Source organism: Streptomyces torulosus (genome assembly GCF_001419765.1).
Lineage (GTDB): Bacteria > Actinomycetota > Actinomycetes > Streptomycetales > Streptomycetaceae > Streptomyces > Streptomyces torulosus.
Genome location: NZ_LIRK01000483.1, coordinates 1 through 11,852 on the forward strand (window position 1 = coordinate 1; position 11,852 = coordinate 11,852).

An 11,852-nucleotide genomic window follows, 5' to 3' on the forward strand; every position below is an offset into this window, starting at 1 on the left:
CCCTTCAGCACGCCGACCTGGCCGCCCTCCTCCCCCACCCGGCCGCGGAGAGCGACAAGTACCGCCGGGGAGTCGTGGGCATCGCCGCCGGATCGGCCCGCTACCCGGGCGCCGCGGTCCTCGCGGTCGCCGGCGCCCTGCGCTCCGGTGCCGGCGCCGTCCGCTACGTGGGCCCGGCCGCCGACGCCGTCCTCGCCCGTTTCCCGGAGACCCTGGTGTCGGACAGCGGCCCGAGGAAGGCCGGCCGGGTCCAGGCGTGGGTGACCGGCCCCGGCGCGGGCGACGACGCGGCCCCGGTCGCCGAGGCACTCTCCACCGACGTGCCCGTCCTCCTGGACGCCGACGGCCTGCGCCTCGCGGACGTGGCCGCCGTACGGGCCCGTACCGCCCCCACCGTCATGACCCCGCACGCGGGCGAGGCCGCGGCGCTGCTGGGCGTCGCCCGTGAGGAGGTCGAGTCGGCCCGGCTGACCGCCGTACGGGAGCTGGCCCGCCGCTACGACGCCACGGTCCTCCTCAAGGGGTCCACGACCCTGATCGCCGGGCCCGACGACGCCACCCCGGTCCGGGTGAACCCCACCGGCACCCCGTGGCTGGCCACCGCCGGCAGCGGCGACGTCCTGTCCGGCCTCACCGGCTCCCTGCTGGCCGCGGGCCTCGCACCCCTGGACGCGGCGAGCGCGGCGGCGTACCTCCACGGCCTGGCGGGCCGCTACGCCGCGGACGGCGCCCCCACGGCCGCCCAGGACGTCGCGGACGCCATCCCGCAGGCGTGGCGGGACATCAGGGCCTGACCGTCACCCACCTACGGAAGAGGGGGGCGAGGTGGGGGCCGTCACTCTCCCTCCTCGATCCGGTCGATGGCGTCCCGCACCATCCCCAGGTACTCGACCTCCTCGCACCGCGGCTTGCTGCCCATCCGGTACATGTCCATGGCGTCGTCGAGGCACTCGCCCAGATCCTCGTCCGGCAGATCGTCCGCCAGCTCACTGCAGACCTGCCCGGCGAACTCCTGGTCAGCGCGCGTAGACCATACGGAAGCCACCCGATCGCCCCTCAGGTAAGTCGGGAGGCGGCTCCCTCCCGACTGCCGGGGACGCTAGCCCTCCCCACACCCCAGGTCCATACCTTCACCACAGTTCACCCACAGTGATGACCCGGTCCGCTACCGTGCCCCGGCCGAGGGTGACGGACCCCACCCCGCCACCCTGTTCGAACTCCGTTAACAATGGACTGTGATCTCACCGGTCTCCTCGTTGCCGCGGAGCGCCAACCGGCCCAGGCCGGAGGCGACTCCCTACGTCGACCTCACCCGTACCGAGTGGAGCGCGCTGCGTGACAAGACGCCGCTGCCACTGACCGCCGAGGAGGTCGAGAAGCTGCGTGGCCTGGGCGACGTCATCGACCTCGACGAGGTACGGGACATCTACCTGCCGCTGTCCCGGCTCCTCAACCTCTACGTGGGCGCCACCGACGGCCTGCGCGGCGCCCTGAACACCTTCCTCGGCGAGCAGGGCTCCCAGTCGGGCACCCCGTTCGTCATAGGCGTCGCCGGCTCCGTGGCCGTCGGCAAGTCCACCGTCGCCCGCCTCCTCCAGGCCCTCCTCGCCCGCTGGCCCGAGCACCCGCGCGTGGAGCGGGTCACCACGGACGGCTTCCTGCTCCCCATGAAGGACCTCCGCGAACGCGGCCTGGTCTCCCGCAAGGGCTTCCCCGAGTCGTACGACCGCCGTACGCTCACCCGCTTCGTCGCCGACATCAAGGCCGGCAAGGACGAGGTGACGGCCCCCGTCTACTCCCACCTCATCTACGACATCGTCCCGGACCGGCGGCTCACGGTCCGCCGCCCCGACATCCTCATCGTCGAGGGCCTGAACGTCCTCCAGCCGGCCCTCCCCGGCAAGGACGGCCGCACCCGCGTCGGTCTCGCCGACTACTTCGACTTCAGTGTGTACGTCGACGCCCACGCCGACGACGTCGAGCGCTGGTACCTCAACCGCTTCCGGAAGCTGCGGGAGACCGCCTTCCAGGACCCGTCCTCGTACTTCCGCAAGTACACCCAGGTCTCCGAGGAGGAGGCCCTCGACTACGCCCGCACGCAGTGGCGCACCATCAACAAGCCCAACCTGATCGAGAACATCGCGCCCACCCGGGGCCGCGCCACCCTGATCATCCGCAAGGGCTCCGACCACAAGGTGAAGCGCCTCAGCCTGCGCAAACTGTGAGGCCCGACCGAGTGCCGCACCGCGACGGCGGGCCGTTCAACGGGTGCTGTTAAAAAGGCACCATGCTGCATCTGCGCCTGATCACCCCGGCCGACCGGACCGACGAGGTGGTGCGCCTGATCGAGTCGACGGTCGGCACCACCCATCTCGTCGTGGTGCCGGGCGCCGCCCGCAACCCCGCCGGCGACGTCGTCATGTGCGACGTCGCGCGCGAGGCGGGCGACGAACTGATCGGCGCGCTCCGCGAGCTGCACCTCGACCAGACCGGCTCGATCGCCGTCGAGAACATCGACCTGTCGCTCTCCAAGCGCGCCGACAAGGCCGAGAAGGAGGCACCGGGCGAGGGCGCCGACGCCGTGCTGTGGGAGCACCTGGCGGACGCGACGCACGAGGAGTCGACGCTCTCCATCACCTACGTCGCCTTCATCACCCTCGCCACGATGATCGCCGCGTGCGGTGTGGTCCTCGACAACGCGATCCTCATCGTCGGCGCGATGGCCGTCGGCCCCGAGTTCGGCCCCCTGGCCGGCTTGAGCACGGCCATCGTGCAACGCCACCCGCGGCTGGCGCTCCGCTCCCTGATCGCCCTGCTCGTGGGCTTCGCGGTGGCGATGGCGATGGCGGTCGGCTTCACCGTCTTCATGGACGCGCTCGGCTACTTCAGCGAGGCCAAACTGGAGGCCGACCGACCCAACACCGCGTTCGTCTACGCCCCCGACGCGTTCTCCTTCATCGTCGCCGTCCTCGCCGGCATCGCGGGCACCCTCTCCCTGACATCGGCGAAGTCGGGCGCCCTGGTGGGCGTGGCCATCTCGGTCACCACGGTCCCGGCGGCGGCGAACGCGGCGGTGGCCCTGGCCTACGGCGACACGAAGCAGACCATCGGCTCGACCAACCAGCTCCTGCTCAACCTCGCGGGCATCATCCTGGCGGCCACCCTGACCCTGATGCTCCAGAAGTGGCTCTGGTCAAAGCAGCGAGCAGTAACAAAGGCCGCCCGATAACTCCAGGGGCTCGCCGGGAAGTGGGGCACGCGCGCTTCCCGGCCCACCGGTTACCGCAGCGCCGCCGCTTTCAAGGGGCGCGGGGAACTGCGCGACAAGCCACAACAAACCCGCAGCCCGCACACCACAGAACCCCCCACCCCGAACCCGGCAGCTCATCCCCGAACCCGGCACCGGAACCGAACCCGGAGCCGACGCCCTACCCCAGCGCCGACTTCACCGCGTCAGCCAACCGCCCCGCCACAGACCGAGCCTGCTCGATATCGGCGGCCTCCACCATCACCCGCACCAACGGCTCGGTCCCCGAGGGCCGCAGCAGCACCCGCCCGGTGGAGCCCAGCTCCCGCTCCGCGTCGGCCACCGCGGCGGCCAGCTCCGCGGACGTGCCCACCCGCGTCCGATCGACGTCCGGCACATTGATGAGCACCTGCGGCAGCCGCTCCATGACCCCGGCGAGGTCCTTGAGCGTGCGCCCGGTCCGCACGATCCGCGCTGCCAGCAGCAGCCCGGTCAGCGTGCCGTCCCCGGTGGTCGCGTGGTCGAGGACGATGACGTGCCCGGACTGCTCGCCGCCGAGGGCGTACCCGTGCTCCTTCATCTCCTCCAGCACGTACCGGTCGCCGACCGCCGTCTGGACGAGCCGCAGTCCCTCCCGCTCCAGCGCCAGCTTGAAGCCGAGGTTGGACATGACGGTGGCGACCACGGTGTCCGAGCGGAGCGCCCCCCGCTCCCGCATGTCGAGGGCGAGCACGGCGAGGATCTGGTCCCCGTCGACCTCGTTGCCCTCGTGGTCGACGGCGAGGCACCGGTCGGCGTCCCCGTCGTGCGCGATGCCGAGGTGCGCCCCGTGCTCGACGACGGCGGCGCGCACCTTCCCGAGGTGCGTGGACCCGCACCCGTCGTTGATGTTGAGCCCGTCCGGCTCGGCCCCGATCGTGACGACCTCGGCCCCGGCGCGGGTGAACGCCTCCGGGGAGACCCCGGCGGCCGCGCCGTGCGCCTCGTCGAGGACGATCTTCAGCCCATCGAGGCGGTTCGGCAGCACGGACAGCAGGTGCTCGACGTACCGCCCGAACCCTTCGTCGTAGGAGCGGACACGTCCGACGCCCGCGCCGGTCGGCCGGTCCCAGGGCGCCCCGGTCCGGTGCTCCTCGTACACGGCCTCGATCTTGTCCTCCAGCTCGTCGGCGAGCTTGTGCCCGCCGCGGGCGAAGAACTTGATGCCGTTGTCGGGCATGGCGTTGTGGCTTGCGGAGAGCATCACGCCGAGGTCGGCGCCCAGCTCGCCGGTGAGAAACGCCACCGCGGGGGTGGGCAGCACACCGACGCGCAGCACGTCGACGCCCGCGCTGGCGAGGCCGGCCACGACGGCCGCCTCGAGGAACTCCCCGGACGCTCGCGGATCCCGCCCGACCACCGCCACCGGCTTGTGGCCTTCGAACGTGCCCGCCTCGGCGAGTACGTGTGCCGCCGCGACGGAGAGTCCGAGCGCGAGCTCGGCCGTCAGATCCGAGTTGGCGACACCGCGCACGCCGTCCGTGCCGAAGAGTCGTCCCACTGTGGTGTCCTCCGAATTGCTGAGAATGTGCGGCTCGTACCAGATGGTCCCGTACCGGGCGTCCCCCACCGGTTGTCCCCCGAGTGTCCCGGTACCCCCCGGACCAAGTACATCCCCTGAGACCGTCCTCCCCCGTTCGGGGTTGTACCGGCAGTCTGCGTGTAGTCGTGCGGGAACAGAAGCGACCCTGCTACGCAAACCGCCCCGGCGGCACAGGTACGTGCCACCGGGGCGTTGCGTGCGGTGCAGCGGAGCGGTGTTTAGCGCTTGCTGTACTGCGGAGCCTTGCGGGCCTTCTTCAGACCGGCCTTCTTGCGCTCGACCGCACGGTCGTCGCGGCGGAGGAAGCCGGCCTTCTTGAGGGCGCCACGGTTGTTGTCGACGTCGGCCTCGTTCAGGGCGCGGGCGACACCGAGACGGAGCGCACCGGCCTGGCCGGAGACGCCGCCACCGGCGATGCGGGCGATGACGTCGTAGCGGCCCTCGAGCTCAAGAACCTTGAACGGCTCGTTGACCTCCTGCTGGTGCACCTTGTTCGGGAAGTAGTCCTCGAGCGTCCGCCCGTTGATCTTCCACTTGCCGGTGCCCGGCACGATGCGAACGCGCGCGATGGCGTTCTTGCGGCGGCCCAGGCCGGCGGCCGGCTGGGGCTCGCCGAAGCGGGAGGCCATGGACTCGGTGGTGTACTCGCCCTCGACGGGGACGTCCGACTCCGTGGTGTAGCTGTCGATGTCAAGCTCTTCGAGCGGCTGCTCGGCAGTGGTCTCGGCCACGATTCTCCTCAGATTCTCTTCAGGCTTAGGGGGCGGCCGGACTTACTGCGCGACCTGGGTGATCTCGAACGGCACCGGCTGCTGGGCAGCGTGCGGGTGCTGGTCGCCCGAGTAGACCTTCAGCTTGGAGAGCATCTGACGGCCCAGGGAGTTCTTGGGAAGCATGCCCTTGACGGCCTTCTCGACGGCCTTCTCGGGGTTCTTCTCCAGCAGCTCGTCGTAACGGACGGAGCGCAGACCACCCGGGTAACCGGAGTGGCGGTAGGCCATCTTCTGGGTCCGCTTGTTGCCGGACAGGTGCACCTTGTCCGCGTTGATGATGATGACGAAGTCACCAGCGTCGACGTGGGGCGCGTAGATCGGCTTGTGCTTGCCGCGGAGCAGAGTCGCGGCGGTGGTGGCGAGACGACCCAGGACAACGTCCTGAGCGTCGATGACGTGCCACTGGCGCGTCACATCGCCGGGCTTGGGGCTGTACGTACGCACGGTTCGTAGCCTTCGCTTCTTCAGTGAGGTTCCTGACAAGGTCACCGAAGACGATCACGACAGCCCTGACCGCACAGCGGTGACGCAAACCGCGTGCTGGTCGCTGGTCATCGGCCCGGTGGACCGGTGTAAGGGCGTCTCACGTGAGAATGAGCAAGCCAATACACATAACGAACCTGAAGAATAGCCGTGCGGCCCCGGACGGGTCAAAACGGCCCCGGCGGACGGCCCACCCGCGCCGTGAGGACGATCGTCCCGACCACCCATGGTTGGCGGCATTTGCCCCCGCCCTCCAGATCACGCTAGGGGCTCAACTCCCTCTGGACACTGACCATCGACCCCCTTCCCCCGTCTAAAATGCGCCCATGAGCTTTGGGCAGGGGGGGTCCCAGTGGAGCCCCGGGGGTTCCCACAATCCGTGGGGCGATCAGTGGGGTTCCTCTAACCAGACCCCGGACTGGGCCGCGCTGGCCGAGCAGTCCGAGACACGCAACAAGCGCCGCAGACTGCTGCTGATCGTCGGCGGCGCGATAGCCACCGTCGGGATCGGCGCCGCCGTGGCCGTCGCCGTCGTGAACACCGACAGCGGCGGGGGCACGAACACCACGGCGAACCAGCCGGGCGATCGGCCGGGCACCGCGGACATCCCGAGTGCGAGCACGAAGACGGACCCGTCGTTCGAGCCCACGACCGCGCCGCCGCCGCTGGACCCGAAGGAGTTCATCTCCAGCTCGGGCAAGGACAAGGCGCCGATCAGCCCGGACATCCTGTTCCCGGGGTCCCAGCTGACCATGGGCGACAACGTTTACCGCAAGGGCCCGACCGCCGACACCAAGGACTGCGCCTCCGCCGTCCAGGGCACCCTCGACAAGGTCCTGAACGACAACGACTGCACCCGCCTCATGCGGGTCACGTACTACAAGGGCAAGGTCGCCGTCACGGCCGGCGTCGCCCTCTTCGACACCAAGGCCAAGGCGAGCGACGCCAAGGCGGACGCGGACAAGAAGAGCGTGATCACCTCGCTCTCCGGCGACGGCGTCCCCGCCTTCTGCCGCACGACGATCTGCTACACGTCCACGAACTCCTACGGCCGCTACGCCTACTTCACCGTGGCCGGCTACACCGACGGCAAGGACGTGACGGAGAAGGACAAGGCCGTCTTCGCCGCCGGCGAGGACCTGGCCGAGTTCACCTTCCGCCAGATCCACCGCCGCGGCGAGGCCCAGGCGTCGGCCGCGGCCAACGGCCAGTAGGCGCCCGCCGCACACGCCAGCCCGGGGTCAGCAGCAGCCGCCCCCGGGCGCCCCCGGCAGTGTCCGCCGGTTCCGCGCCTCCCTGTTCCGCGCGGCGAGCAGCTCGTCGGCGGGGTACCCGACCTCCTCCAGGGTCAGCCCGTGCGGCCGTACGACGTGCACGGCGGAGTCCCGGACCGCGGCGGCCAGCACCTTGCCGGGCCACTCGGCGCCCCGGTGCCCGTCCCCCACGAAGAGCAGCGCCCCGATGAGGGAGCGCACCATGTTGTGGCAGAACGCGTCGGCCCGCACGGTCGCCGTGATGATCCCGTCGTCGCCCCGCACCAGGCTCAGCTCCTGGAGCGTGCGGATGGTGGTCGCCCCCTCGCGCCGCTTGCAGTAGGCCGCGAAGTCGTGCTCCCCCAGCAGCGCCCGGGCCGCCTCGTTCATGGCGTCCACGTCGAGCGGCCAGTCGTGCCACAGCACGTGGTTGCGCAGCAGCGGATCGACACCGCCGGGGTTGTCGGTGACGCGATAGGCGTACCGCCGCCAGACGGCCGAGAACCGGGCGTTGAAGCCGCTCGGCGCCTCCCGGAGCGCCCACACCCGTACGTCCCTCGACAGCCGCCCCGCGAGCCGCTTGAGCAGCTTCCCGTGGTGCTCGTCCCACACCTCCCGCGGCAGGTCGACATGGGCCACCTGCCCCCGGGCGTGCACCCCGGCATCGGTCCGCCCGGCCACGGTCAGCTCATACGTCGTCGCCGACCGCGTCACGGTCCGCAGCGCGTCCTCGATCTCCCCCTGCACGGTCCGCCGCCCGGCAGCCTGCTTGGCCCACCCGGAGAACTCGGTCCCGTCGTAGGACAGGTCCAGCCGCACACGGACATGGCCGGGCTGTACTTCGTCACTCACCCCTGGATCCTCTCAGGTACGGAAAAGCGGGCCCGCTCCTGCAACAGGAACGGACCCGCTCACACGCGCCCCCTCAGGGGCGCGGGGAACTGCGCGACCGGCCACCACGAACCCGCGGCCGCCGACCGAGCAGGCCCCCGCAGACGCTTACGCGTCCTTGGACTCCTCGGCAGCCTCATCGGCGGCGTCAGCCTTGGTGGTGTCCACCTTGGCCTCAGCGGCCGGCGTCTCCGCGTCCTTGGCGGCACGCTTGGTGGCGGCCTCGGCCTCACCGGTGGCCTGCTGCGCGACCGTCAGCGCCTCGACCAGCTCGATGACAGCCATGGGCGCGTTGTCGCCACGGCGGTTACCGATCTTGGTGATACGGGTGTAGCCACCCGGACGGTTCTCGTACCGCGGGCCGATCTCGGTGAAGAGCGTGTGCACGACGCTCTTGTCCGTGATGACCGAGAGCACCTGACGGCGGTTGTGAAGGTCGCCCTTCTTCGCCTTGGTGACCAGACGCTCGGCGTACGGCCGCAGACGGCGGGCCTTCGCCTCGGTGGTGGTGATGCGGCCGTGCTCGAAGAGCGACTTCGCGAGGTTCGCGAGGAGCAGCTTCTCGTGCGCGGCGCTGCCGCCCAGACGGGCACCCTTGGTGGGCTTCGGCATGGTGTTTCTCCTAGGTGTCTGCCCCGGCCGTATCAGGTACCGGAGTCAGTATCTGAGCAGGCGGTCGCCTGTCAGAGATCCGGGCCCCCCGAAGGGGGCCTGGAAGGGGCGCGGGGCGGTGTCAATATGCGACTCCGCCCGCACCAAGATCGAACCGAATGGCCCGAGCTCTTAGTACTGCTCGGTCTCCACGAAGCCCGCGTCCGCGTCATCGTCGGCACCGAACGCATCCGCCGCAGCGGTGGGGTCGAACCCGGGAGGCGAGTCCTTGAGCGCCAGGCCCATACCCGCCAGCTTCGCCTTGACCTCGTCGATCGACTTCGCACCGAAGTTGCGGATGTCGAGCAGGTCGGCCTCGGAACGCGCCACGAGCTCACCCACGGAGTGGATGCCCTCGCGCTTGAGGCAGTTGTAGGAGCGGACCGTGAGCTCCAGCTCCTCGATCGGCAGCGCCAGGTCCGCGGCGAGCGCGGCGTCCGTCGGGGACGGACCCATGTCGATGCCCTCGGCGTCGATGTTGAGCTCGCGCGCCAGACCGAACAGCTCCACCAGGGTCTTACCGGCGGACGCCATCGCGTCACGGGGGCGCATGGCCTGCTTGGTCTCGACGTCGACGATCAGCTTGTCGAAGTCGGTGCGCTGCTCGACACGAGTCGCCTCGACCTTGTACGTGACCTTGAGGACCGGCGAGTAGATGGAGTCGACCGGGATACGGCCGATCTCCTGGCCCACCTGCTTGTTCTGCACGGCGGAGACATAACCGCGGCCACGCTCGACCGTCAGCTCCATCTCCAGCTTGCCCTTGCCGTTGAGCGTGGCGAGGACCAGGTCGGGGTTGTGCACCTCGACACCGGCCGGAGGCGCGATGTCGGCGGCGGTGACCAGACCCGGGCCCTGCTTGCGCAGGTACATCACGACCGGCTCGTCGTGCTCCGAGGAGACGACCAGCTGCTTGATGTTGAGGATCAGGTCGGTGACGTCCTCCTTGACGCCCGGCACGGTGGTGAACTCGTGCAGGACACCGTCGATACGGATGGACGTGACCGCCGCACCCGGGATCGACGACAGGAGCGTACGGCGGAGGGAGTTGCCGAGGGTGTAACCGAAGCCCGGCTCCAGCGGCTCGATCACGAACCGGGAGCGGAACTCGTCGACGACCTCTTCGGTCAACGAGGGACGCTGAGCGATCAGCATGTGTGGATCAGATCCTTCTGTCGTGGACGCCCGCTATTTGACGCCCGACGGAAACCACGCCCATGAAAAGCGTGGGTACTGCAAGGGTACGGGCGATACGCCCCCGAAGGGTCGTACCGCCCGAAACCGAGAACCGTGAAGCGGCTGACCGAGGTCAGACGCGACGACGCTTCGGGGGACGGCAGCCGTTGTGCGGGGTGGGCGTGACGTCCTGGATGGAGCCGACCTCGAGACCGGTCGCCTGGAGCGAACGGATGGCCGTCTCACGACCCGAGCCCGGGCCCTTGACGAACACGTCGACCTTGCGCATGCCGTGCTCCTGCGCGCGACGGGCAGCCGACTCGGCGGCCATCTGCGCGGCGAACGGCGTGGACTTCCGGGAGCCCTTGAAGCCGACGTGGCCGGCGGAGGCCCAGGAGATCACGTTGCCCGAGGGGTCCGTGATCGAGACGATCGTGTTGTTGAACGTGCTCTTGATGTGCGCGTGGCCGTGAGCGACGTTCTTCTTTTCCTTGCGGCGCACCTTCTTGGCAGCGCCCTGACGACCCTTGGGGGGCATCTGTACTCCTACGGGAGGTGGTCGGTCCTACAGCGAAGACCGCTGGACGGCGAAGTCCGCTGTGGACTACTTCTTGCCCGGCTTCTTCTTACCGGCGATGGCGCGACGCGGGCCCTTGCGGGTGCGAGCGTTGGTGCTGGTGCGCTGACCGCGGACAGGCAGACCGCGACGGTGACGGAGGCCCTGGTAGCAGCCGATCTCGACCTTGCGGCGGATGTCGGCCTGGATCTCGCGACGGAGGTCACCCTCGGTCTTGATGTTGTTGTCGACGTACTCACGAATCGCGACGAGCTGCTCCTCGGAGAGGTCGCGAACGCGGGTGTTCGGGTCGATGCCGGTCTCGGCCAGCGTCAGCTGGGAGAGGGTCCGGCCGATGCCGAACACGTAGGTGAGGGCGACCTCCACGCGCTTGTCGCGCGGGATGTCAACACCGGAAACGCGTGCCATTCAATGGCTCCTGGTGATCTTCGGAGGTCTTCCGCAGAACCGGCTCCCGGCCGCCGTACCAGGTACGAACCGGGTCCCCAGCCTCCGACCGGGGGTGTCAGGCACCGGGGGCGCCTGGGTCCTGCGTATGAACATATTCAGCTCGCGTCGCGCGAATCCCTGCGATATCGATGCAGAGGGAGCGGTCGAACGTGCGTCAGCCCTGGCGCTGCTTGTGGCGCGGGTTCTCGCAGATGACCATGACCCGACCGTGACGGCGGATCACCCTGCACTTGTCGCAGATCTTCTTGACGCTCGGCTTGACCTTCATTGGTGAGGTTCTCCGGGTCAGTGCCACCACCCGTGTCCCGAGGAACCGGGACACGGATGCGGGCAAGATCTACTTGTAGCGGTAGACGATCCGGCCACGCGTCAGGTCGTACGGAGACAGCTCCACCACGACCCGGTCGTCAGGGAGGATGCGGATGTAGTGCATACGCATCTTGCCGCTGATGTGTGCCAGGACCTGGTGGCCGTTCTGGAGCTCGACCTTGAACATGGCGTTCGGCAGAGACTCGACGACAGTGCCCTCGATCTCGATGGCACCTTGCTTCTTGGCCACGCTTCGCCCTTCGAATCGACTACCTTGATCGACTCCTGCTTTCCCGTCCGTGAGTCCCTTACGGGCGCATGCGGACATGCGGGTACACGAGAGCCGACGAGTCAGTCTACGTCAGCGCACCCGGAAAGACGAATTGGCTCCTGGCCGTCTCTCATGACGATGCCCCGCCCGGGGGCGCACCATGCGCGGCGGGCGGGGCATCGTCATGAG

General features: G+C 69.4%; 15 protein-coding genes. 4 read left to right on the plus strand and 11 right to left on the minus strand.

Annotation, left to right across the window (positions count from 1 at the left end):
- Window positions 1–794 (plus strand): NAD(P)H-hydrate dehydratase (locus AOK23_RS30355; protein WP_063791427.1); only part of this gene is annotated, 794 nt, incomplete at its 5' end.
- 41 nt (window positions 795–835) lie between these two features.
- Here the strand turns inward: AOK23_RS30355 and AOK23_RS30360 are convergent.
- Complete coding sequence (locus tag AOK23_RS30360) at window positions 836–1,045, minus strand: hypothetical protein (RefSeq protein WP_055536765.1); 210 nt, start codon at window positions 1,043–1,045, stop codon at window positions 836–838.
- A gap of 190 nt (window positions 1,046–1,235) precedes the next feature.
- Here AOK23_RS30360 and coaA point away from each other — a divergent pair, with 190 nt between their 5' ends.
- Both coaA and AOK23_RS30370 read left to right on the plus strand, forming a co-directional pair.
- Window positions 1,236–2,225 carry a type I pantothenate kinase gene (gene coaA, locus AOK23_RS30365; protein ID WP_055715787.1) on the plus strand — a complete coding sequence of 330 codons (990 nt, stop codon included), beginning with the start codon at window positions 1,236–1,238 and terminating at the stop codon, window positions 2,223–2,225.
- 62 nt (window positions 2,226–2,287) lie between these two features.
- Window positions 2,288–3,229, plus strand: coding sequence for a DUF389 domain-containing protein (locus tag AOK23_RS30370; RefSeq protein ID WP_055715788.1), 942 nt, complete (start codon window positions 2,288–2,290; stop codon window positions 3,227–3,229).
- 199 nt (window positions 3,230–3,428) lie between these two features.
- On the opposite strand, the gene glmM is transcribed toward AOK23_RS30370, so the two are convergent.
- The 3 genes from glmM to rplM form a co-directional block, all read right to left on the minus strand.
- The gene (gene glmM / locus AOK23_RS30375; protein WP_055715793.1) at window positions 3,429–4,787 is read right to left on the minus strand and encodes a phosphoglucosamine mutase; all 1,359 of its coding nucleotides are present in this window, start codon (window positions 4,785–4,787) and stop codon (window positions 3,429–3,431) included.
- 260 nt (window positions 4,788–5,047) lie between these two features.
- The gene (rpsI, locus tag AOK23_RS30380; RefSeq protein ID WP_055517251.1) at window positions 5,048–5,560 is read right to left on the minus strand and encodes a 30S ribosomal protein S9; all 513 of its coding nucleotides are present in this window, start codon (window positions 5,558–5,560) and stop codon (window positions 5,048–5,050) included.
- A 42-nt stretch (window positions 5,561–5,602) separates the two neighbouring features.
- On the minus strand, window positions 5,603–6,046 hold the full coding sequence (rplM, locus tag AOK23_RS30385) for a 50S ribosomal protein L13 (protein WP_055715789.1): 444 nt from the start codon (window positions 6,044–6,046) through the stop codon (window positions 5,603–5,605).
- Between the two features lie 365 nt (window positions 6,047–6,411).
- Between rplM and AOK23_RS30390 the strand changes: the two genes are divergently transcribed.
- Complete coding sequence (locus tag AOK23_RS30390) at window positions 6,412–7,299, plus strand: hypothetical protein (protein ID WP_055715790.1); 888 nt, start codon at window positions 6,412–6,414, stop codon at window positions 7,297–7,299.
- 27 nt (window positions 7,300–7,326) lie between these two features.
- Here AOK23_RS30390 and truA read toward each other — a convergent pair whose 3' ends face one another.
- The 7 genes from truA to infA form a co-directional block, all read right to left on the minus strand.
- Window positions 7,327–8,190 (minus strand): tRNA pseudouridine(38-40) synthase TruA, encoded by an 864-nt coding sequence (gene truA, locus AOK23_RS30395; RefSeq protein ID WP_055715791.1) that lies wholly within the window; start codon window positions 8,188–8,190, stop codon window positions 7,327–7,329.
- A gap of 147 nt (window positions 8,191–8,337) precedes the next feature.
- On the minus strand, window positions 8,338–8,841 hold the full coding sequence (rplQ, locus tag AOK23_RS30400) for a 50S ribosomal protein L17 (RefSeq protein ID WP_055715792.1): 504 nt from the start codon (window positions 8,839–8,841) through the stop codon (window positions 8,338–8,340).
- A gap of 171 nt (window positions 8,842–9,012) precedes the next feature.
- Window positions 9,013–10,035: a DNA-directed RNA polymerase subunit alpha gene (locus AOK23_RS30405; protein WP_003966937.1), complete on the minus strand. Its 1,023-nt coding sequence runs from the start codon at window positions 10,033–10,035 to the stop codon at window positions 9,013–9,015.
- 154 nt (window positions 10,036–10,189) lie between these two features.
- Window positions 10,190–10,594: a 30S ribosomal protein S11 gene (gene rpsK, locus AOK23_RS30410; protein WP_003956432.1), complete on the minus strand. Its 405-nt coding sequence runs from the start codon at window positions 10,592–10,594 to the stop codon at window positions 10,190–10,192.
- A gap of 66 nt (window positions 10,595–10,660) precedes the next feature.
- The gene (gene rpsM, locus AOK23_RS30415; RefSeq protein WP_055536772.1) at window positions 10,661–11,041 is read right to left on the minus strand and encodes a 30S ribosomal protein S13; all 381 of its coding nucleotides are present in this window, start codon (window positions 11,039–11,041) and stop codon (window positions 10,661–10,663) included.
- 196 nt (window positions 11,042–11,237) lie between these two features.
- Window positions 11,238–11,351, minus strand: a complete 114-nt coding sequence (gene rpmJ, locus AOK23_RS30420) for a 50S ribosomal protein L36 (RefSeq protein WP_003998809.1) — start codon at window positions 11,349–11,351, stop codon at window positions 11,238–11,240.
- 69 nt (window positions 11,352–11,420) lie between these two features.
- Window positions 11,421–11,642 carry a translation initiation factor IF-1 gene (gene infA, locus AOK23_RS30425; protein WP_003948620.1) on the minus strand — a complete coding sequence of 74 codons (222 nt, stop codon included), beginning with the start codon at window positions 11,640–11,642 and terminating at the stop codon, window positions 11,421–11,423.
- Window positions 11,643–11,852: the final 210 nt, after the last annotated feature.

Excerpts from the sequence above, each read along its gene's own strand:
- AOK23_RS30370 (WP_055715788.1), top strand. The coding sequence starts at position 2,288 with ATGCTGCATCTGCGCCTGATCACCCCGGCCGACCGGACCGACGAGGTG.
- AOK23_RS30390 (WP_055715790.1), top strand. The coding sequence starts at position 6,412 with ATGAGCTTTGGGCAGGGGGGGTCCCAGTGGAGCCCCGGGGGTTCCCAC.
- rplQ (WP_055715792.1), bottom strand. The coding sequence starts at position 8,841 with ATGCCGAAGCCCACCAAGGGTGCCCGTCTGGGCGGCAGCGCCGCGCAC.
- AOK23_RS30405 (WP_003966937.1), bottom strand. The coding sequence starts at position 10,035 with ATGCTGATCGCTCAGCGTCCCTCGTTGACCGAAGAGGTCGTCGACGAG.
- rpsK (WP_003956432.1), bottom strand. The coding sequence starts at position 10,594 with ATGCCCCCCAAGGGTCGTCAGGGCGCTGCCAAGAAGGTGCGCCGCAAG.
- rpsM (WP_055536772.1), bottom strand. The coding sequence starts at position 11,041 with ATGGCACGCGTTTCCGGTGTTGACATCCCGCGCGACAAGCGCGTGGAG.
- rpmJ (WP_003998809.1), bottom strand. The coding sequence starts at position 11,351 with ATGAAGGTCAAGCCGAGCGTCAAGAAGATCTGCGACAAGTGCAGGGTG.